Below are 22757 nucleotides of genomic sequence, written 5' to 3' on the forward strand. Positions count from 1 at the left end.
ACTACTTGCTCTTTATTGTGTCATGCAAAGTGGAGCAATTCATTGCTCCACTCGCTACAACTAATGGCTAACAATGATCAGACGTATAGCTTCAAATTTTAACTGCGCATTATTGATAAAATGCGTCAGTTCGGTTTGTTGATGGCGAATAAAATCGAGCTCAGACTGACGCACGTTCGGGTTGATTGCCGACAGTGCTGTTAGTCTTTGGTGCTCTTCGTCTAATGTTTGGTTCATTGCGGCTAAGGCCTGTTGTTGCAGGTCAGCAACTTTTAACTGACTAAAGCTTTCGGCTTTCTCAACCAGCAGTGGAATTTGCCCTTTTAATGCTTTCACCAATTGTAACCCCGTTTGTTTTTTCACCGGACTCAGTTGGTTATCGAGGACACTTTCGCCCACTTTATCCGATAAATTGTTGCCATTTTTATCCAGTAAAATTCGTACCGGCGTAGTTGGCAAATATCGGCCTAATTGTAATTGGCTTGGCGCCATGGCTTCCAGAGTGAAAATACATTCGATGAAGAAGGTACCGACCGGGATCGCCGGATTTTTTAAAATGCCGATGCTGGCATTGCCAATTTCATCGCTTAACACCAAATCCATCGCGCCACTGACCATAGGATGATCCCAGGTTAAAAACTGATAATCTTCACAACTTAACGCCGACTGGCGATCGAAAGTAACTGTGGCACCACCTTCAGGTAAGCAAGGAAAGTTTGCACTGAGCATGTGTTCGCTTGGTTGCAGGGCAATGGCGTTATCGGCCTTATCGTCTTGCTCCAGACCAAAAACATCAAAGACTGAAAACATATACTGGGCCAGTTCATGCTGATTGTCTTGTTTTTCGATATCAACAACCAATTGCTCGGCTTTACCTTGGCCAGAAGAGTTCAGCTCCAATAGCTTGTCACGCCCTGATTCAAGCTCGGCTTTGATTTGTAAATGCAGTTCATGACTGGCATTGATGATGTTGGCAATTGCATCCTCTGTCCAACTTCCTTGTAAGGCCGTTTGCATCATCGCTCGGCCAAACTTATCAAACACGGCACGGGCGGTAATACAGGTATGCTCGAACGCATTAAGCCCCTGATGGTACCAGTTCAATAATAATGCTTGTGGTGAATCGGCAAAATAAGGCACGTGCAAACGTATGGTTTGAGTTTGACCAATCCGGTCTAAACGACCAATGCGCTGTTCCAATAAGTCGGGGTTACGCGGTAAATCAAACAACACCAAATGATGGGAAAATTGGAAATTACGACCTTCTGAGCCAATCTCAGAACACAATAATACTTGCGCACTGTCTTCTTCCTGAGCAAAATAAGCGGCGGCTTTATCGCGCTCAAAAATGCTCATGCCTTCGTGGAATACTGCGGCGCGAATGCCTTCCTTGACGCGCAGTGCTTCTTCTAAATCTTTTGCCGTTTGTGCATGCGCACATATCACCAGTATTTTTTGCTGCCTGTCCTGATTTAGCAAGTCGATTAAGAACTCGACCCGTGGATCAAAATCACACCAATGCTGTTGTTGATGGTTTAAATGGTATAGCGCTTCCGGGGTAAATATTTGTTTGCTCACGGCGCTAGTCAATAGCACGTCATCGTCATCACTGACAATATATTCTTGTAGCGCCTGAAAATATTGCTCAGGCAATTCCAATTCAGTAGCAAGCAGCTGTCTTTGAGGGAATCCCTTTATGGTATTGCGCGAATTTCTAAACAGAATTCGGCCGGTGCCGTGCCGGTCGAGTAACTGTGCCAATAAGGTTTGTTGTGCTGCGGTTTTACTCGCATCATCCACTTCAGTGCTCAATGCATTAATGGCTGAACTGACATCGCTTTCTTGCAATAAGCTAGTCAGCGTATTTTGTTGTTCAGTACTGAGTAATTCATCATCCAGAATGGCATTGGCGGCATCGGCAACTGCACCGTATTGTTCTTCTTCTTTGATGAATTCCTGATAGTTATAGAAACGATTTGGATCGAGCAGGCGTAACCGGGCAAAATGACTTTCATGGCCAAGTTGATCAGGCGTTGCCGTGAGTAACAGCACGCCAGGAATGCTCTCGGCCAAAATCTCAATACATTGATACTCAATCGAAGGAGACTCTGCCGACCAGGCTAGGTGATGGGCTTCATCGACGATCATCAAGTCCCAATCTTCATTGGCGATGTTTTCAAATTGCTCCGGGTTGTTGACCAGGAAGTCCAGATTTACCAATACCAGTTGTTCACTACTGAACGGATTTTCATCTTCCGCATATTGCTGACAACGTTCTTCATCAAAAATGCTGAATTTCAAATTAAAGCGGCGTAGCATTTCCACCAGCCATTGATGCATCAATGATTCAGGCACGACAATGATTGCGCGCTCAGCTCGGCCAGATACCAGTTGTTGATGCAGTATTAAACCGGCTTCTATGGTTTTCCCTAAGCCGACTTCATCTGCCAATAACACGCGTGGTGCAAATCGTTTACCGACTTCTTCGGCAATGTAGAGTTGATGCGGGATCAAACTGACCTTGCCGCCGGTTAAACCGGTTAATTCCGATTGCTGTTGCTCACAGCGAATGTTTAACGACGATTTACGCAACTGATAGCGGTCGAGACGATCAAACTGGCCGTTTAAAAGACGGTCATGTGGTTTGTTAAACTTGATGAAATGATCCAGCATCATTTCTTTTAACTTTACCTCCTCGCCAGTATCGAGGCGGTTACCAACGTAGGTGCATAAATTGTTGTCTTCGATGACATCCTTGATGGTGATAGAAAAGCCTTCGTGTGATGGCACCACATCGCCGACGTTGAAAATCACTCGCGTTAATGGCGCTTCTTTTATGGCATATTGACGAGATTCGCCGGTGGCGGTAAACAAAATTGAGACAAAACGACCGGCAACATCTACTACGGTACCTAAGCCCTGGTCTGATTCTGTATCGCTGATCCAACGCTGACCGAGAAAAAATGACATAAAAAAACTCTCCAAAATAACGGGGTATGGTCAAAAAGGCCGCTATGTTAACGATTTATCGGTGTTATTTCATTATTTATTTTATCGATTTCACTTTGTTTGTTGCCAGCAGAGCAAGGTAATACCATTGCTAAACAACAACGCCGTATATAAGGATAGAATTAAATGAAAAAAATTCACCGATATTTCATCAATCTATATTGAATCAAACAAAATAAAATGTCATGGTGGTGTTATGGATAGGTTAATCAAGGGAGCTGCTTTACAGACGCAAAACAACAAATTTAGCGAGTGATGCTATGTAAATCGCCGGGTTAAATTTCGGTAACCAGCAACATCATTCAGTTAATATTAAAGCTACTGTAGGATATATTATGAATGACGAAAGCACCATCTATGTACTAGACACCAATATTCTCCTCCACGAACCGTTTGCTTTTTTATCGTTCCAAGAGCATGACGTGGTAATTCCTATGACTGTCTTAGAAGAACTGGACAGCATCAAAGACAGGAATAAAGACGTTAGCCGCGATGCCCGAGTCGCCATCAGAGCATTAGAAGACACACTCGCAGACGCCACTCCCGAAGAAGTGCTCGCCGGCGTGCCCATAGCCACCCAAAGTGAAACCCAACAAACCCCGGGTCACCTCGCTATTTTTAATGATTTTAATTTGGAGCAAAAAGCGGGCGATCTATCCCCCAATGAAAATGATAATCGCATCATTAATACCGCCTTGTACTTACAAGAAAACCGTAAAGATAAACGGGTTGTCTTAGTCACTAAAGACATCAACATGCGATTAAAAGGCAAGGGCGCAGGCTTAGCTTATGTTGAAGATTATCGTACCGATCAGCTGGTTGATGATATTAAGTTTTTAACTAAGGGCTATCATAAGTTTGAAGGCGATTTCTGGCCGCAAATTGATAACTGCGAAAGTGAAACTAATGGCCGTTATACCCAGCATATACTGGATAAAAATTTGGTCCCGGCCGCATTTGTTAATGAATATTTGATTGATGAAGCGGAAACGTTTGCTGGTAAAATTGTTAGCCTTGATGATGAAAAAATGGCAGTAATGGATTTAGGTCATGAACGCTTAATGGGACGTAATGCCTGGGGTATCCATCCAAAAAATATTTATCAAGGCATGGCGATGGACGCCTTGTTAGACCCCGACATAGACTTGGCAATATTAACTGGTCCTGCCGGTTGTGGTAAAACCTTGTTAGCTTTAGCTACGGCGCTGGAAATGGTGGTTGAAAGAGGATTATACGATAAAATTATTGTCACTCGTTCGACCCCGGAAATTGCGGAATCTATTGGTTTTCTACCGGGCACCGAAGAAGAGAAAATGGCACCGTGGCTAGCGGCAATTACCGACTCTCTTGAGGTACTGCACAAACAAGATGAGAGCATGAGTGGTAGCATGAACTACATCATGGAGAAAGCCAATATTCAGTTTAAGTCAGTAAACTTTATGCGTGGTCGCAGCATTCAAAATGCCGTGGTCTTACTGGATGAATGTCAAAATTTAACCGCCGCACAACTGAAAACCATTATCACCCGTTGTGGTGAAGGCACTAAGTTAATTTGTTCTGGTAACCTCGCGCAAATTGACAGTAACTATTTAACGGCATTAACCTCGGGCTTAACCTATATCGTTGAACGATTTAAGAATTATCCCGGCAGTGCAACGATAAACCTCAATGGCGTGATGCGTAGCTCCCTGGCCCAGTTTGCCGAAGAGAACTTATAACACCGAGCCTCTTACTTGTTTAGTTCGACTTAATAATAAAAACTCCACTTATCTAGTGGAGTTTTTTTTGGATCTGAACATACTTATAAAAGTTAAAATGTATAAACCAAGGGATAGCGTATGACCATAATGCAAAAAATATATTGGTTGATAGCAACGATAGGAAATCTGTTCGCCTTTTATTTGCTTTTTACCCTGGGGAACGTTTGGTCAATTGTATTTTTGTTAATCACGCTAGGCTATTCTGCCATTGGCTTTCATGACATCTATTTCAGTAAACACACGTTAAATCGCTTATACCCTGTTGTCGCTTACATTCGCTATTTTCTTGAATCTTATCGGGTTGAAATTCAGCAATACTTTATTGCCAACGATACTGAAGAGCGGCCGTTCAATCGAGAACAGCGTTCATTGGTCTATCAACGGGCGAAAAATGTCCGCGATACCATCGCCTTTGGTAGTCAAAGAAATTTACTGGAACGAAACTACCTGAGTTTGTGGCATTCATTACACCCCAGAGAGGTTAATGAAGAGGCAAAGCGCGTGCGTTTTGGCGGTCCTGATTGCAGCCAGCCTTATGACGCATCGTATTTAAATATCTCGGCGATGAGTTTTGGCTCGCTAAGCGCTAATGCCATCGAAGCACTGAATTTGGGTGCTTCTAAAGCCAGCTGCTTTCATAATACCGGCGAAGGGGGCGCCAGCCCGTACCATTTAAAACATGGCGGCGACATTGTTTGGCAAATTGGTTCAGGATTTTTTGGTTGCCGGGACGATGAAGGTAACTTTAACCCCGACAGTTTTGCCAAAACGGCAAACATGCCACAAGTAAAAATGATTGAGATTAAATTATCGCAAGGGGCAAAGCCCGGTCATGGTGGTGTGTTACCGGCAGCCAAAATTACTGATGAAATTGCGGCGATTCGTCATATTGCCAAAGACAAAGATTGTATTTCTCCAGCAATAAATCCGCAATGTAAAACCCCAAAACAGCTGTTGAACTTTATTGTCAAATTAAGGGAACTGAGTGGCGGCAAACCGATTGGTATTAAACTTTGCGTTGGTAATCCGGTTGAGTTTCTTAGCTTGTGTAAAGCGATGGTCGAGACGGGAATCTGCCCAGACTTTATTACCGTCGATGGCGCTGAAGGCGGTACCGGGGCCGCGCCTATTGAATATTCCAATCGGCTGGGCATGGTCTGCCTCGAAGGCGTGAGTTTTGTTCACAATGCCCTGATTGGCTGTGGGCTGAGGCAAAAGATAAAAATAATTGGTTCGGGCATAACCGCATCCAGTTTTGATTTGCTAGCAAAAATTGCCATGGGCGCCGATACCGTTAATGCCGCTCGTACCATGATGATGGCTGTTGGTTGTATTCAAACTCGTCATTGCAATACCAACATGTGCCCAACCGGTATTGCCACCCAAGATCCTACCCGCAGCAAAGCGATAAATATTCCCAATAAAAGTGAACGAGTGAAAAATTTCCACCATAATACGCTGGAAAGTTTCTTTGAACTGGTGGGCAGTATGGGATTAGATGACCCGGCCAAGTTAATGCCGCAAATGGTCAAACGTCGCACGCCATATGGGTTGTTAATGTCTACCGGCAGTCTGATTGAAGCCATTAGCGAGAACAGCTTACTCAATGACGCTGAAATCAATAAACCATGGACAGATTGGTGGCAACAAGCCAATAGTGCAAGCTTTTATGCGCAAGATTTGTATGTGCTATCACCGGCAGAGCTTAATTTGAAACGTAAAAATAGCATCAACTAGTCCTTTATCGATCACAGTTTTAATTGTTCTTTAACAAATATTCCCTGATTGCCAACTTTTACACTTTACAGCGGGGATTTAATAATGCAACATTAAAACAGGTGTTTTAATTGATGGTTTGAATTATTCTCTGGAATGCTATTTATATTCATCTATACCTTTAAACGTAATGTAAATAATTGGAGGCCACGTGGCAGAATTTCAAGTACCGTTAAGAGATATGAGCTTTGTCTTATTTGATGTGTTAAAAGCTGAGCAGTTATGGCAAGACATTCCTGCCTTAGCGGAAACTGTAGACAAAGAAACGGCAGATGCCATTTTACAAGAATGTGCAAAAATTGCAGAGCAAGTGATTGCTCCTATTTCTCGTGAAGGTGATGAAGTTGGTGTCAGTTTTGATAATGGCGTGGTCACTACCGCTCCTGGTTATACGGAAGCCTGGAATACTTATGCTGAAGGTGGTTGGACTGCTCTTGGTGGTGACCCAGAATATGGTGGTATGGGTATGCCGAAGATGATAACTGCTCTGCATGAAGAAATGCTATGTGCGGCAGATATTTCATTTTCCTTGTACCCGGGTTTAAGTGCTGGTGCGGGTTTATCGTTAGCGAAACACGCGAGCGAAGAGATCAAACAGCGCTATTTAACCCGTATGTATTCGGGGGAATGGGCCGGTTCAATGTGTTTAACTGAAGCACATGCCGGAACCGACCTTGGCATTATCAAAACCAAAGCCGTACCGAAAGACAATGGCAGCTACGAAATAACTGGCAGCAAAATATTTATCACCGGTGGTGAGCACGATCTCACCGAAAACATCATTCATTTAGTCCTGGCTAAATTACCCGATGCGCCAGCAGGCCCGCGCGGTATCTCATTATTTGTCGTGCCTAAGTTCAAGGTAAATAACGATGACACGTTAGGCGAAGCGAATAACGTTACTTGTGGCTCGATTGAGCACAAAATGGGTATTCATGCTTCTTCTACCTGTGTGATCAACTTTGATGGTGCCGAAGGTTATCTGGTGGGTGAACTCAATAAAGGCCTGGCATGTATGTTCACGATGATGAATTACGAACGTATCGGTGTGGGTATTCAAGGGTTAGGTGCCGGTGAGCGTTCGTACCAAAATGCGTTAGAGTACGCCAAAGATCGTTTACAAGGCCGCAGCGCAACTGGTGCGAAAAACCCGACTAAAGACGCGGACTCAATCATGGTTCATGCCGATGTTCGTCGTATGTTACTAAATATGAAAGCCTTGAATGAAGGCAACCGGGCATTGGCCGCTTACATTTCAATGCAACTGGATTTAAGCAAATATGCGACCGGTGAAGTCCAACAAAAGGGCGATGCCTTAACCGCGTTGATGACACCACTGGCGAAAGCATTCTTTACCGATATTGGTTTGGAAAATACCGTTGCTGGTCAGCAAGTTTTTGGTGGCCACGGTTTTATCCGTGAGTGGGGGCAAGAGCAATTAGTTCGTGACACTCGTATCGCCCAAATTTATGAAGGCACTAATGGCATCCAGGCAATGGATTTAATTGGTCGTAAAGTTGCCAGTAACAACGGCCAATTCATGGACGTTTTCGTCAATGAGGTTCGTGACTACATTGCCGCGAATGCATCCGCTGAAATGGCTGAATTTATCAAACCATTGGCTGCAGCCATCGAAGATTTAGATACGTTAACCAAAGGGGTGTTAGCGGCAGCTGCACAAGATAAAAATGAATTGGGCTCGGCGGCGACCGACTATCTGCATGTATTCGGTTATACCGCTTTGGCTTACATGTGGGCAAAAATGGCTGAAGCGTCATTAGCAAAAGCCAGCAGTGATGATTTTTACCAAGCGAAAGTATTAACCGCTCGTCATTACTTTGCTCGTATACTGCCACGTCGTTTATCATTAACCGCATCGGCGTTAAGTGGCGCAGAGCACTTATACAATATTGAAGATGAGCTGTTCTAAACTCCCGCTGGTGTGGCCTTATTAAATTGCTTATATCCGGCAGGCACTAGTTTTTTTGGGGGGAGGGCTTCTAGCAACTAGCTACTGGCTACGGGCTGCGTATTTGATGAATTCACCTATCGCGTAACAATATCAACTCTGCCCGTAGCTCGTAGCCAGAAGCGATAATATTTTGTACATATACGTACTTATCCACGACAGGCAGGAAAGCCTTTAGAGTGGGTTTGTATGTGGAAGTGCTTATACCTGGCAGGCTTCTAGCAACTAGCCTCTAGCAACTAGCCTCTAGCAACGAGCTACTGGCCACGGGCTGCGTATTTGATGAATTCACCTATCGCGTAACAATATCAACTCTGCCCGTAGCACGTAGCCAGAAGCGATTAATATTTTGTACATATACGTACTTATCCACGACAGGCAGGAAAGCCTTTAGAGTAGGTTTGTATGTGGAAGTGCTTATACTTGGCAGGCTTCTAGCAACTAGCTACTGGCCTCGGGCTGTGTATTTGATGAATTCACCTATCGTGTAACAATATCAACTCTGCCCGTAGCTCGTAGCCAGAAGCGGCTAATATTTTGTGTGTGGAAGTGTTTATACCTGACAGGCAGGACGCCTGTTGAGGGGGACTGTCTGTTATTTCGAGTTACAATTGTAAACAGTTATTAGAAATTAATTCATATAAAGTCTGGTCAGGCAGAGTACGGTCCAGTTTTTAGTACTTAAAATTTCTAATAATATTGAGGTTTACACCTTCCATGAATGCAGAGTCAGGCACAATCACTGAATTTTCAACGGTGATGCTCGTTGAAGATGATAAAGTGTTGTCATCGTTGTTAAAATCGTACCTAGAACAATCATCCTATGTGGTACATCAGGTATTTCGTGGTGATCAAGCGGCCCGCAGCCAAATAAAAATTCAGCCAGATTTGATTATTTTAGATGTCGGCTTACCCGGTAAAGACGGTTATAAAGTCTGTCACGAGTTACGGGCAACTTATACTGGCCCGATATTATTTTTAACTTCCAATAATAGTGAGGCCGAACATTTAGCGGCATTTAATGTCGGTGCCGACGCCTATCTTAGCAAGCCAGTCAGCCCACAACTGCTCTCGGCAAATATGGACGCCTTGCTACGTCGTCTTAGAGACAAACATCATGGCAAGAATCGACAGAAACTGACCGTCGGTGAAATTACCTTAACGCCAGGTGAACAAAAATGTGAAGTAAATGGTAATGATATATTGCTTAGCGTATTTGAATTTGAACTGCTTTCACTGCTGATGTTTAATGCGGGCAAAGTGTTGACCAGAGATGATATTTATAAATTATTGCTTGGCCGTGAGTATGATGGCTCGGAGCGCTCTGTCGATGTGCGTTTGTCGCGTCTTAGAGATAAGTTGATCAGTCAGGGGGTGGTCAAAACGCAAGTGAAAACCATTTGGGGTAAAGGTTACTTACTTTCTGCCGATGAGCACTAAATTACCGGTTAATTACTTTAAAAATTTTACTAATTAATTACAGATTAGAAAGGTTTTTTTTCGCTTTGGTATAGTAGACCAAGAATGCTCCAGGTAGATATGGTGACACCAAAAACCATTAAGAATAAAGAGCAAGCGTACACATAAGGTGAGTCATTAAAACGCTTGCTCTCTTCTGTTATTATTTAGTGAACTTTAATTTAACTTAATACTTAGAATTTGTACGAAGTGCTTACAAAGAACGTACGACCGACTACGTCATAAATGCTTGGCACTGTTTCCATATCATTACCACCAGGAACTTCTTCTGGCTCGGTATCCAGGATGTTTTTCACCCCACCATTCACTAACCAGCTATCATTTAAGAAGTACGATGATGAAGCGTTGTGATAGACCACATCATCGGTTGAGAATGCATCACCGTAGTATTCACCGTCCATTCCTTGAATGTATTGCGCGCTATACTGCACACTGAAGTCTTCAGTGAACTCAGCACCCAGCGTTAGCGTTGATTTCAGTTCAGAATAACCACCGATGTTACCATCAATTTTTCCGGTGTAATCAATATCGTCCTGGGTGAAATCTAATAAGTAAGTTGTGTCTAGCATTACCTTAAAGATGTCATAATTAAAGCTGACATTTAAATCGATACCTGATGTATTTTGCTCACCAATGTTAGTCAGTGGCGATGTTAACGTATCTAAGTCATTCGCCCTGCCATCACCGGTAATATTGATAGCATCACAAGCTGCTTGATCGCCAGCAGCACATTCATTTAGTTTTGCTTGTACATCAACCCGACTGATCGCATCAGTAATGTCAAATTTCCAGTAATCAAGCGTGGTAGAAACACCTTCGGTGATTTCCCAAACCGCACCAAATGTGAATGATTCACTTTCTTCTGGAGATAAGTTTTCATCACCAGTGTAGTTCACTAGAATTTGCGCATCTTGAGCATGGCCCCAAGGGTCAGCTAAGTAATCGAATGAACCGGAGTTGCCGGCGTATAATTCGCTAACACTAGGTGCTCTAAACCCTGTTGCAGCAACTGAGCGGATCATGAATTGTTCAGTAAAGCGATAAGTCGCACCTAGTTTCCATGTTGTTGCACCACCAAAAGTTGAATAACGGTCGTAACGAGTAGCAGCTTCTACAGCAAATTGCTCGGTAACTGGTACTGAGACTTCGGCATAGGCTGAGTTTACCGTGTAATCACCTTCAGTAGGATCTTGTTGTGCAGCAGTACTTTCACCCGCTTGTGTCACTTCATCCGGAGTGTAATAGCCACTTTCAAAGCGACTCTCAACACCAAAGGCGTAACCGATGTCAGTTTCACTAATACCGCTATAACCCGCTGCTAAAGTGAATTGTTCGTTACCACCTTCATTATTTTCGGTGTAGATAATGCCGTCATCAACCAAGAAATCTCGGTCCATCTCATCACCGCTGAACCAATCGTCTTGATTGTTATAGATGCTTTCTTCCATGTTACCGGCGTGGATAGAGTTTTCTACCACATCTTTCGACTCATTACGGCCGTAGGTCGCCGACATATTCCAGGTATCATCGTTATCAAGGTAGCCTTCAAGAGCTACAGATAAACGGTAAGTGTCGGTTTCTTGACCATAGATACGAGGACCAGCATCAGTCATACGACGTCTGTAGTTTAACTCATCTGGAACTTCGCCAGTGTCTGGGTCTTTAAATTGATCTGTGTACTTGTCATCTAACTTATCTGTATCCAAGTCGATGTTCGCCGGCTGTGGCGCCATTTGCTGATTCGACTCACGACGAGTGTACATAGCATCAATGGATAGTTCGGTATCTGAAGCAATTTCTGAGTTATAGCTTGCAAATAAGCTATATAAATCATTTGGAGTCTGTGCGTAACTCGATGTGGTATAATCGTAGCCTTCTTCACGATCGTTAAAGCCACCTTCACCATCAGGTACTTTGCCGTCTAAAGAACCTTCTGGAACAAATGAAGAGTTGCCTTCAGGAACAAAATCGCGATCCGATTGAATTACTTCACCACGTTGTGAGTATTGGAAACCTACTACTAAGTTACCATTACCAAGTTCACGACCATGTAAAATACTGAAACCACCAGATTCGCCATCACCTTTATCGGTTGAGCTCAAGTCGGCACTTACTTCTGTACCTTCATAATCTTTCTTAGTGATGATGTTAACAACACCAGCGATAGCATCTGAACCATATACGGCAGAGGCACCATCTTTTAAGATTTCAATCGATTTGATCATTGATACCGGGATGGTGTTTAAATCCACTGATGAATCAGCACCTGTTCCCGAGGCAACCATGCGGCGGCCATTTAGCAGTACTAATGTTCTTTGCACCCCCATACCACGAAGGTTCACTGTCGCTTTACCACCAGAGCCATTGTTTGATGAAGCGCCTAAGCTCATGCCGGCAGCGGTAGGCTGAACCGCTAAAATTTCTTGTACCGAGTTAAACCCACCTTTAGCAATCGCATCTGCGGTAATTACGGTAACGGGTGATGCCGTTTCCATATCTGTGCGGTTGATACGTGAACCGGTAACTTCAATACGCTCTACGTCAGCAGTTTCTGTTGCCGCATTTTCGGCTTGTGCACTAATTGATACTAAAGCAGTCGCTGTAGCACTTAACATCATCGCTGTGGCGATTGGGTTTTTCTTAAACATTGTAACTCCTAGGGGAAGTATTTTTTTGATATCGAAATATATTTTTTATCTGTTCGATAAGATTCGAATACATCTTATGGTGATTTTGTTACGGAAGAGAATAGCTTGTAACAGTTACGCAAGGAGTGTCATAAAGGTGTTAAATTATGCTCTGACATCAAGGGTAAGTTATTGATTTTATGTTGTTTTGTCTTGGTGCTAACTTTGCTCGTAGCGAAGTTAACTAAGCCATTTTGCAATATCGAGACATTTTTATTGAACTATATCGGCGGTAGTGAACACGACCACCTTTCAATTGATTATAGTGTGGATGTTTTTAAGATATATTTAGAATAATAAAACGAAAAAACTGCAAAACTTATGATGAAATAAGCAATGCAGGTTTTGTGGATATACTCAATTAAAAACAGGGTTAATTATTATTGTACTCAAGTTTTTTATGATTTTTACCTACCGCATCTGCAATTTCTTTAGGCATGTATTCTTCATCATGCTTGGCAAGAACTTCACTGGCTTCCAGTACTGTGGGGCTGATCAGAATACCTTGAGCAACAATGCCCTGGCCTTCACGGAATAGGTCCGGCAAAATTGCATCGTATGTCACGGTGATCATCGGCCCGGTATCAATGAGCTTAAATTCAACATGCAGGCTTTCTGGGTCACGCTTTACCGTGCCATTTACCACTAAACCACCAACGCGAATACGCTGACCAACGGTGGGTTTAATGCCGCTATCTGCTTTACCCTGGACAATTTCAGTTGGGGTATAAAATAAATCAATATTTTGACTAAGCGCGTACAAAGTAAAGCCCGCTACAGCGGCAACACCTACGAGAATACTGGTGACTATGGTTAGCCTTTTCTTACGACGAGGATTCATACTACTTACCTTCTTTGCGACGAAGCGCTGCTTGTTTAAGCTTTTCTTCGCGTTTTAAGCGTTGCTTAATTTGTTGAAATATCTGTTTTTCCATGCCATTGCTATTGATTGCTAAAATAATCAGTACCAGAGCCGAAAAACCGTAGGATAACCACACGTAAAACGCGTAACCACCCATATTGAAAAACTCCCTCAATGAGTCAAACGCCATTAGTTTTCTCCTGTTCTAACACCAGGGTTTTAACCCAGGGACGCATCGAGTTGCGAGCAATAATTTCGGCACGAAATCGTTCGCCAAAAATACGCGCTACTAAAAACGAAAAACCAAAAAAGCAGACGATAAACGGAATAAACATGTCTGTAGACATCGATGGCTTTTCAAATTTAGAAACCGTGGCACCTTGATGAAGGGTGTTCCACCATTCTACTGAATAATGAATTATTGGTAAGTTTACCACACCAACAATCGCTAATACACTCGCGGCTTTTCCCGCCAGAGATTTATCTTCAAAGGCATTTTGCAGCGCAATTACCCCTAAATATAAGAACAACAGAATCAGCTCTGAGGTCAAACGTGCATCCCAAATCCACCAGGTGCCCCACATAGGTTTACCCCAGGCAGCACCGGTTAACAGGGCTATCGCGGTAAACGTTGCACCAATTGGTGCCAGTGCGGCAATAGAGGCTTCTGCCAGTTTCATTTGCCAAACCAGGGCAGTTAAGGCGGCAATCGCCATACCCAGGTAGATGCCCATCGAAAGCATTGCTGCAGGTACATGCAGATAAAAAATACGAACACTTTCGCCTTGCTGATAATCTGCTGGCGAAAATGCTAATGCCAAGCCAAGGCCAAACACTAATAAAATAACACTAATGGCGCTGAACCAGGGGATCAACTTACCGGTAAAGTGATAAGACACTTCTGGGTTCGCGTAAGGGTGTAACCATTTCCACATTTTAATTGGTACTCACTTTTAAGGCAGAACCTACTGCAAAAGGGGCCAAGGTTAATGACCCGAAAAATATCGCCGCTATTATAGCAAGTTGTCCGTTATAAGGTAAATTCATACTTGCGGCATCGATGGCACTGGTGGCAAAAATTAATACTGGTATATATAACGGCAGCACCAGTAAACTTAGTAACACGCCACCTTTCTTTAACCCTACCGTTAACGCCACACCAATTGCGCCAAGTAAACTCAACACTGGAGTGCCTAGTAATAAGGTTAACATTAAGGCGGTGTAACTATCTTGATGCAGATTAAGTAACACCCCCAAAAGTGGCGCGATAATGATTAACGGCAAGCCGGTGATCAACCAATGGGCGAATATCTTTGCCAACACCAAAATAAAGGTCGGACAGGGACTGAGCAGCAATTGTTCTAACGAACCGTCGCTATGATCATTTTTAAATAAGCGCTCCAGCGATAACAAGGTTGCTAACAACGCCGCCACCCAAATAACTCCTGGGGCTATTTTCATTAAGGTATTACTGACCGGACCAATGCCGAGAGGAAATAGCGATACCACAATGATGAAGAATAATAACGGATTAATGATGTCGTCACGATGGCGCAAGGCAATGGTTAAATCACGCTTTAAAATATTAACAAAGGCACTGCTGTAGGATGTTTGCATCTTCGCCTCTAGATAAACTGATGTTCTAGAATGATTTTTTTGAAATCATTGCTATGAATGGATAAGTCTTGATGGGTAGTTAAAATTACCGCACCACCATTTTTTGCGTGCCGTAAAAACAGCTGTTCGAGTTTCTCTACTCCGGCTTTATCGATAGCGGTAAATGGCTCATCTAAAATCCAGATTTTGCTGTTGCTTTGCCACAATCGTGCTAATGCGATACGACGATGTTGGCCGGCACTTAAATGGGAGGCGAGGGCGTCTTCAAAGCCAAACAGGTTCACTTCTGCCAACGTTTGTTCCGCTAATGAGTGATCTAAGCCATGCAATTTTAGATAAAACTGTAAATTTTCTTCGCTGGTCATCTCGCCTTTTACCCCAGGCAAATGGCCGAGAAAGATCAAGTCACTATTATAGTCTTCCTGACAGTGATGAATGTTTTCTGCTTTATAGAGGACTTTACCATCATAAGGCTGTGACAAACCAGCGAGTATGCGCAGCAAGCTGGTTTTGCCGGTGCCATTAGCGCCTTCAACCTGGATGATATCACCGGTGTTTACGTCAAACGATAATTGATCGAATAACAGTCGGTCCTCGCGTATGCAAGTTAATTTATCTGCAGCTAATAATACGCTGTGCTGAGTTGCCAATATTGCGCCTAAAAGATAATTTTAATTATTGCAGTCGATTCTACTTGTTTGCGCGATGAATAAGAAGATAGCAGAGTAAAAAATTCGGGCATAGGTGCTAATTCGTGCTGTTAACGAAGTTAATTTTGATTTGAAACAAATTCTTGCAATATTTTAATTCTCCGGCATTTAGAACGAACCAATTTGTCTTTTTTAATCCCCTATAACTGGGTATAATGAGGCACTTTTGAATGAATATAGCCGTGTCCGCACAGTTTCTTGAATTATGTGGCAGGTTTATCTGATAGCTTTCTTAATGCTTGCTGAAGGTATTAAGATTGGAGTTTTACATGATCCCAGAACTAGGCCACTTTGCACTGATTATTGCCATGGCATTTGCCATTTGTTTATCAATAGTGCCACTCGTTGGTGTATACCAACAAAACCAGCGGTTAATCACTTACGCCAAACCTCTTACCTTTGGTATGTTTGCCTTCACCTCAATAAGTATTGTGCTGCTTGCCTACAGCTTTGTGTTAGATGATTTTTCGGTTAAATATGTCGCCAGTCACTCCAACTCCCATCTTCCGTATTATTTTAAAATAAGTGCCGTATGGGGCGGGCATGAAGGTTCACTGTTACTATGGGTGTTTTCATTAACGGCCTGGACCATGGCGGTAGCCTCATTCTCGAAACATGTAGATCAAGCGTTTGTTTCTCGCGTGTTAGCGATCATGGGGATGATAGCGGTAGGTTTTATCGCCTTTACGTTATTAACGTCAAACCCGTTTGAGAGATTATTACCCAATATGCCGATGGAAGGCAGAGATCTTAACCCACTGCTGCAAGATGTTGGTTTAATTATTCATCCACCCATGCTTTATATGGGCTACGTTGGTTTTTCAGTGGCTTTTGCTTTTGCCATTGCGGCGCTTATGTGTGGCAAAATGGATGCCGCCTGGGCTCGTTGGTCTCGTCCCTGGACCATAGGTGCCTGGATGTTTTTAACCTTAGGCATCTCTTTAGGCAGCTGGTGGGCTTATTACGAACTTGGCTGGGGCGGCTGGTGGTTTTGGGATCCAGTAGAAAATGCGTCATTTATGCCCTGGTTAGTGGGCACGGCATTAATTCATTCGTTGGCCGTTACCGAAAAACGCGGCGCGTTTAGAAACTGGACCGTGTTGTTGTCGATATTTACTTTCAGTTTAAGTTTACTGGGTACCTTCCTGGTACGCTCTGGTGTGCTTACTTCTGTGCATTCATTTGCGGCAGACCCGGAGCGTGGTTCTTTTATCCTGGTGTTACTGGCCTTAGCCGTAGGTTGCTCATTATTGCTTTACGCCATACGTGGCTCAAATGTCGGCAGTTTCTCTCGCTTTAATTTAGTCTCGCGTGAAACGGCAATTTTAATATGTAATGTGATTTTGGTTGCCGCCTGCGTAACCGTATTAATGGGGACTCTCTACCCGTTATTAATTGATGCCCTGGGCATGGGCAAAATTTCTGTTGGCCCGCCATATTTCAATGCGGTGTTTGTGCCAATTATGAGCATCTTGTTTGTGTTTATGGGGATAGGCCCGCTGATCCGCTGGAAGAAAGCGAAAAAAGGCGAACTGTCAAACCAGTTAGGGATGATCACCATTTTCTCAATTGTCTTTGGTCTGGCATTTCCATTGTTGTATGCGGGTGCGTTCGATGGCTGGGTTGCTTTTGGTATGACACTGGCGTGCTGGGTAGCTTTGGTCGCCGCAAAAGATGTGAAAAACCAAATTAAACTGCCAAACGGTGGTTGGCAACCAAGAAAATTAAGCTTAAGTCATTTAGGTATGGCGGTAGCGCACACCGGTATTGCCGTAACTATCGTAGGTGTCACGTTAGTGTCGACTTATGAGTCGGAAACCAATGTGAAAATGCAACCGGGCACCAAAGTTGCTGTCGCCGGCTATACTCTTGAGTTTAATGGCGTTACCCACGTTGAAGGCCCCAATTATTCTGCGGAACAAGGGCAAATAAATTTGTTTGATGGTAATGAACATATCGCCTTACTGCAACCGGAACGAAGAAGTTATCGGGTGCAAACTATGGGCATGACGGAAGCGGCAATTGATCCCGGTTTATTTAGAGATGTTTATGTAGCCTTGGGCGATCCTCTTGGTGGTGATGCCTGGGCAGTACGTGTGCATTACAAACCGTTTGTCCGCTGGATCTGGTTGGGCTCAATATTTATGGCGCTAGGTGGTGTGTTTGCCATGTTAGACAAACGCTACCGTCGCAAGAAAAAAGTAGCGTTGGGGGATAAGTCAGCAGCCCCTGTCGCCACCGACGGTGCAACCGTTGCTGCTGCCGCCACACAAGCGAGCGCATAATCGATGAAAATAATCATTCGTTTAATTCCATTAATTTTATTTTTATTGTTGGGGCTGCTGTTATATCGCGGTTTGTCACTAGACCCGCAAAGCATGCCGTCGGCATTAATCGGTAAATCGTTTCCACAATTTACCTTAACGCGATTAGAAAATGAGTCACAACAGGTAACCAATGCTGATTTTAATCCGGGCATTAAACTGGTAAACGTCTGGGCTACCTGGTGTCCATCTTGTAAAGTGGAGCACCCATTTTTGGTGAAATTGGCAAAAGATGATCGCTTTAGTTTATATGGCATCAATTATAAAGATGACCGTGTGGATGCCAATCAATGGCTTAAGTATTATCAAAACCCATATCAGTTTTCCATTTTTGATGATATTGGCAAACTTGGACTCGACTTAGGCGTGTATGGCGCCCCGGAAACGTTTGTGATTGACCACCATGGGGTGATCAGAAAACGCTTTGCCGGAGTGCTAGAGCCGAGAGTATGGCAACGCCAGTTTTTACCATTAATCAATACCATTGAAGATGAAATGGCGAAAGGAGAATAAGCGGATGAAAACGAATAATCTGGTGAATATATTGACGAAAAATTCAAAAGCATTGATGGTGCTGTTAAGCTCCGCCATGATTTTTTTTGCTACTTTTAGCATTAGTGCCGGTCCCATTGATACGTACACATTTCCCGATGAAGTGACGAAAAAACGTTTTGCCTCATTAACCTATGAGCTGCGTTGTCCGAAATGTCAAAACCAAAATTTAGCCGATTCCAATTCACCAATTTCCCAGGATTTGCGTAAAGAAGTTTACGACATGCTAATTGACGGTCGAACCGATACGGAAATTATGGACTTTATGGTGCAGCGCTACGGTGAGTTTGTGTTATATCGGCCAAGAGTGAGCTCAATCACCTATATTTTGTGGTTTGGGCCGATTGTCTTCATTTTAATTGGTGCTTATGTGGTGTTCTTATTTACCCGTCGTAAAGATACCGAACCAGAGCATTTAAGCGCTGAACAAAAACAACAATTAAAATCAATTTTAAAAGACTAGTCATTGCTGGCAGTGACCAGGGTCTGCTGACCTTTGGAGTTCATTTTTGCAACGATTTATTTGGCATTTATACAAGGCGGAGCAAGTGTGACGTAGTTATGTCTACTTGAACTTGTGACAACGCGGTAGAAATGCCAAAGAAACCGTTGCCCTTCGGGTCCAACTAAGCGACTCCTGCTCTTTGTTACTAGTGATTTACTTAGAACAACTAAGCTACATAACAAGTGCCGCGATCAGAAGACGCTTAGTTGAACAAAATTTGAACTCGAAAGGTCAACAGACCCTAGAAATACAGGAAAGATAAACATATCATGACAACACTTTGGATTTTTACCGGGCTATTCTTGCTCCTGGCTTGTTTAATACTTTGGCATCATTTTTTCAAAAGCAGTTTGTACAGTGCTGATCAAAGCAATATGCGTGGCCAAACCAATAAAGATCTTTATCATGAACACTTAAAAGAGTTAGAAAAAGATTACCGTGAGGGCGGTATTGATGAAGAGAATTTTGAGTTTTTAAAAGAAGAGTTAGATCAAAGTTTATTATTGGACATGAGTGCCACGGCAAAAGAACAGCAGGCCAAAGATAAGCAGACCTCGCTGCTTTGGCCAGCTATGATGACGCTATTTATCGTTGCCTTTTCTGCGGCATATTATCATCAACATGGCGCCTATGCTGACGTTGAATTGGCGGCCAGCCAACCAGCCAATCACCCTCAAGGTGAGCAGTCACAAGCACAAGTTGTGATTGCCCAGATGCAAAACTTGCATAAAGAAGTGCAAGATAATCCACAAAATGCGGATGCCTGGTTCCAGTTAGGACAATTGTTAACCAGCGTTGCTGAGTTCGACAGTGCCTTTATTGCTTTTGGTAAAGTGTTAGAGATTGAAGGTGAACAAGCCGATGTGATTGCCCTGCAGGCGCAAGCAAAATACTACAAAAATAAGCAACAACGCAATGATGAAATTAATGCCTTGTTAGACCGAGCATTAATGCTGGACCCAAATGACCCAACGACCTTGATGTTAATTGGTATGGATCATTACTTTAATGAACAATATCTACAAGCGGCATCGGTATGGCAACAAATTATTGATACTGGCGGTGCCGGGGCAAATCAAGGCCCATTACTCGATGGTATCGCACAGGCGCGTAAACTCGCCAGTGAAGGCGGCAGTGCAGGTAATAGTGCAAGACAAGTAAACCAGGACAGTGCTGTTGTAAATCCGCAGCCGTCAGGAAATACGGTTGCAGCAACAGCGGTTACCGCCAGCATTCAAGTTAGAGTGGATGTCTCTGCGAAAATTATTAGCGCACTTAATCAAGGCAGTGATAAAACATTATTTATCTATGCCATTGCCAGTAACGGTTCGAGAATGCCGTTAGCGGCGGTAAAAGCGAAAGCCAGTGATTTACCAATGACCGTCACTTTAGATGACAGCAAAGCGATGAGTCCGCAAATGACAATATCGACTGTAGACATGGTTAATGTTCTTGCGGTGATTTCACATGCCGGTACACCAGGGACGAAAGCGGGTGACTATAAAGGTGAAGTGGCGAATGTTAAAGTAAGCGCTAACGAAGTGTTAAACTTAACCATAGATACCATTGTCGAATAGATAGGTATTGATGTTTTTAGTGACAATTGATTATCGTAAAAGGCGACTTATGAAATTTATCTTCACCGTGCTACTGGCGTTAATCACCAGCTTTAGTGTTAACGCCGAAGAACAGCTTCAACATTCTGTTGTGCCGATGCCGGTGCCGGTGGTATTAGCAGACGCTGAGCAGTGCCCAGACTTTTTGCAGCACACAGTGCGTAAATTAAATTCGAAACAGAGTTTGGATCTTTGTAAAGAGTTTGCCGGTAAAACATTTCTTATCGTCAATACTGCCAGTAATTGCGGCTTTACCCCACAATTTAAAGCGCTGGAAGCTTTATACCAGGAGTACAAAGACCACGGTTTAGTGGTGTTAGGCTTTCCTTCCGATAACTTCTTCCAGGAAGAAGACGAAGAACAAGACACGGCAAAGGTATGCTTTGTCAATTATGGGGTAACATTTCCAATGTTTGCCACTATTGAAGTCAGAGGCAGTGATGCCCATCCCATTTTTGCTCACTTAGGAGAACAAACGGCTTCGCCTTATTGGAATTTTTATAAATATTTAGTGAGTGCTGATGGCAAAACCATCCAACGCTTTAATTCAAGAACTAAACCTCAGTCTGAACAATTAACTAAGGCAATAGAACAGCAACTAAATATAACAGCATTACCCGGCATCAGCATTTAGTAATGTTGAATGTGATAAAACTAATAATAGATGAAACTAACAATAGAGAAAATTAATGTCGCGTTTTGTTGCCCATAATAAAAAATTACATACCGATAAAATTAAACATGGCCCAGCAGATACCGGTAAGGTAAAAACCGCAGTGTTGTTGTGTAATTTAGGTACCCCGGATGCACCTACCGCATCCGCTTTACGCAGTTATTTGCGTGAGTTCTTAAGCGATCCGCGAGTGGTGGAGATCCCCAAATTTATTTGGATGATTATTTTACACGGTATTATTTTAAGAATTCGCCCGGCAAAGTCAGCAAAATTGTACGAAAGCATTTGGACCGAAAATGGTTCGCCTTTATTGGCAATCAGTAAAGCACAACGGCTAAAAGTAGCAAAACAAATTCAGCAACAATACGGTGATGAAGTTGAAGTTGCCATTGCGATGCGCTATGGCAACCCGGGAATTACCGAAGCGCTGCGTGGCTTTCAACAACAGGGTATCAACAAAATAGTGGTGCTGCCGCTATATCCACAATATGCCGGCCCAACTACCGGCTCAACGTTTGATGCGATTAGCAAAGAAATCCAGTCGTGGCGATGGGTACCTTCGTTGCATTTTATTGCCAGTTATCATGATAATGGTGGTTATATCGAGGCGTTGGCCAATAGTATTACTGATCACTTTAAACAACATGGTAAGCCGGAAAAGTTGCTGTTTTCTTATCATGGTATGCCCAAGCTGTTTCACACCAATGGCGACCCGTATTATTGTTTCTGTCAAAAAACCACGCGTCTGGTGACTGAAAGGTTAGGCTTGTCTGATGATGAGTATCAAATTAGTTTCCAGTCCCGTTTTGGTAAGGCGGAATGGCTAAAACCATACACCGATCCATGCTTAAGTGATTTTGCCGAACAGGGCATTAAACACGTGGCGGTAATAAGCCCGGCGTTCAGTGTTGATTGTTTAGAAACGCTTGAAGAGTTGGAAGTGGAAAGCCGAAAAGTATTCATCGATGCCGGTGGTGAAAAATTTCAATATATTGCCGCACTCAATGACCGAGACGATCACATTAACGCCATTGTTAAATTAGTGATTCCACATATATAAGTCATTGGCAGAGGTGTTGATATATCTCTGCCAAATTCAGTCGCAACGTTCAACCTCATAGTCCAATTAACGATAAGTAAATCGTTAGCTTATTGTTCAAGCAGATTGACAATAACCTCATTAATCTTTAACATCTCGCCCCTGAAATTTGAGTAAAA

Annotated in this window: 17 protein-coding genes; 10 read left to right on the forward strand and 7 right to left on the reverse strand. The window is 43.2% G+C overall.

Annotated features, from left to right (window positions below; all coding sequences use genetic code 11):
- Positions 1-60: 60 nt before the first annotated feature.
- Complete coding sequence (gene rapA / locus ND16A_RS16530; protein ID WP_033076107.1) at positions 61-2970, reverse strand: RNA polymerase-associated protein RapA; 2910 nt, start codon at positions 2968-2970, stop codon at positions 61-63.
- Positions 2971-3344: 374 nt separating this feature from the next.
- On the opposite strand from rapA, the gene ND16A_RS16525 reads away from it, so the two are divergent.
- The 4 genes from ND16A_RS16525 to ND16A_RS16510 all read left to right on the forward strand — a co-directional run bounded on the left by ND16A_RS16525 (position 3345) and on the right by ND16A_RS16510 (position 9954).
- Complete coding sequence (locus ND16A_RS16525) at positions 3345-4727, forward strand: PhoH family protein (RefSeq protein ID WP_033076108.1); 1383 nt, start codon at positions 3345-3347, stop codon at positions 4725-4727.
- Positions 4728-4847: 120 nt separating this feature from the next.
- The gene (locus tag ND16A_RS16520; RefSeq protein ID WP_033076109.1) at positions 4848-6506 is read left to right on the forward strand and encodes an FMN-binding glutamate synthase family protein; all 1659 of its coding nucleotides are present in this window, start codon (positions 4848-4850) and stop codon (positions 6504-6506) included.
- A 190-nt stretch (positions 6507-6696) separates the two neighbouring features.
- On the forward strand, positions 6697-8475 hold the full coding sequence (locus ND16A_RS16515; RefSeq protein ID WP_033076110.1) for an acyl-CoA dehydrogenase C-terminal domain-containing protein: 1779 nt from the start codon (positions 6697-6699) through the stop codon (positions 8473-8475).
- A gap of 756 nt (positions 8476-9231) precedes the next feature.
- Complete coding sequence (locus ND16A_RS16510) at positions 9232-9954, forward strand: response regulator transcription factor (protein WP_052072816.1); 723 nt, start codon at positions 9232-9234, stop codon at positions 9952-9954.
- 212 nt (positions 9955-10166) lie between these two features.
- On the opposite strand, the gene ND16A_RS16505 is transcribed toward ND16A_RS16510, so the two are convergent.
- The 6 genes from ND16A_RS16505 to ccmA all read right to left on the reverse strand — a co-directional run bounded on the left by ND16A_RS16505 (position 10167) and on the right by ccmA (position 15812).
- Entirely contained in the window at positions 10167-12641 is a 2475-nt protein-coding gene (locus tag ND16A_RS16505) for a TonB-dependent receptor plug domain-containing protein (RefSeq protein ID WP_033076111.1), read from the reverse strand.
- A 412-nt stretch (positions 12642-13053) separates the two neighbouring features.
- On the reverse strand, positions 13054-13521 hold the full coding sequence (ccmE, locus tag ND16A_RS16500; RefSeq protein WP_033076112.1) for a cytochrome c maturation protein CcmE: 468 nt from the start codon (positions 13519-13521) through the stop codon (positions 13054-13056).
- A 1-nt stretch (position 13522) separates the two neighbouring features.
- Complete coding sequence (gene ccmD, locus ND16A_RS16495; RefSeq protein WP_033076113.1) at positions 13523-13732, reverse strand: heme exporter protein CcmD; 210 nt, start codon at positions 13730-13732, stop codon at positions 13523-13525.
- The gene (locus ND16A_RS16490; protein WP_033076114.1) at positions 13722-14477 is read right to left on the reverse strand and encodes a heme ABC transporter permease; all 756 of its coding nucleotides are present in this window, start codon (positions 14475-14477) and stop codon (positions 13722-13724) included. Before ND16A_RS16490 ends, ccmD begins: the two co-directional genes overlap by 11 nt.
- Position 14478: 1 nt before the next feature.
- Positions 14479-15159 carry a heme exporter protein CcmB gene (gene ccmB, locus ND16A_RS16485; protein WP_033076115.1) on the reverse strand — a complete coding sequence of 227 codons (681 nt, stop codon included), beginning with the start codon at positions 15157-15159 and terminating at the stop codon, positions 14479-14481.
- Positions 15160-15167: 8 nt separating this feature from the next.
- Positions 15168-15812 (reverse strand): cytochrome c biogenesis heme-transporting ATPase CcmA, encoded by a 645-nt coding sequence (gene ccmA / locus ND16A_RS16480; protein ID WP_033076116.1) that lies wholly within the window; start codon positions 15810-15812, stop codon positions 15168-15170.
- A gap of 326 nt (positions 15813-16138) precedes the next feature.
- Between ccmA and ND16A_RS16475 the strand changes: the two genes are divergently transcribed.
- The 6 genes from ND16A_RS16475 to hemH all read left to right on the forward strand — a co-directional run bounded on the left by ND16A_RS16475 (position 16139) and on the right by hemH (position 22599).
- Positions 16139-18154 (forward strand): heme lyase CcmF/NrfE family subunit, encoded by a 2016-nt coding sequence (locus tag ND16A_RS16475; RefSeq protein ID WP_033076117.1) that lies wholly within the window; start codon positions 16139-16141, stop codon positions 18152-18154.
- A gap of 3 nt (positions 18155-18157) precedes the next feature.
- Positions 18158-18706, forward strand: a complete 549-nt coding sequence (locus ND16A_RS16470) for a DsbE family thiol:disulfide interchange protein (protein ID WP_033076118.1) — start codon at positions 18158-18160, stop codon at positions 18704-18706.
- A 4-nt stretch (positions 18707-18710) separates the two neighbouring features.
- Complete coding sequence (locus tag ND16A_RS16465; protein ID WP_081945436.1) at positions 18711-19208, forward strand: cytochrome c-type biogenesis protein; 498 nt, start codon at positions 18711-18713, stop codon at positions 19206-19208.
- A 311-nt stretch (positions 19209-19519) separates the two neighbouring features.
- The gene (gene ccmI, locus ND16A_RS16460; protein ID WP_033076119.1) at positions 19520-20827 is read left to right on the forward strand and encodes a c-type cytochrome biogenesis protein CcmI; all 1308 of its coding nucleotides are present in this window, start codon (positions 19520-19522) and stop codon (positions 20825-20827) included.
- Between the two features lie 136 nt (positions 20828-20963).
- Complete coding sequence (locus ND16A_RS0118675) at positions 20964-21500, forward strand: glutathione peroxidase (RefSeq protein ID WP_052072834.1); 537 nt, start codon at positions 20964-20966, stop codon at positions 21498-21500.
- Positions 21501-21555: 55 nt separating this feature from the next.
- Positions 21556-22599, forward strand: a complete 1044-nt coding sequence (hemH, locus tag ND16A_RS16455; protein ID WP_081945438.1) for a ferrochelatase — start codon at positions 21556-21558, stop codon at positions 22597-22599.
- Positions 22600-22757 lie beyond the last annotated feature (158 nt).

The organism is Thalassotalea sp. ND16A (assembly GCF_000764205.1).
GTDB lineage: Bacteria > Pseudomonadota > Gammaproteobacteria > Enterobacterales > Alteromonadaceae > Thalassotalea_A.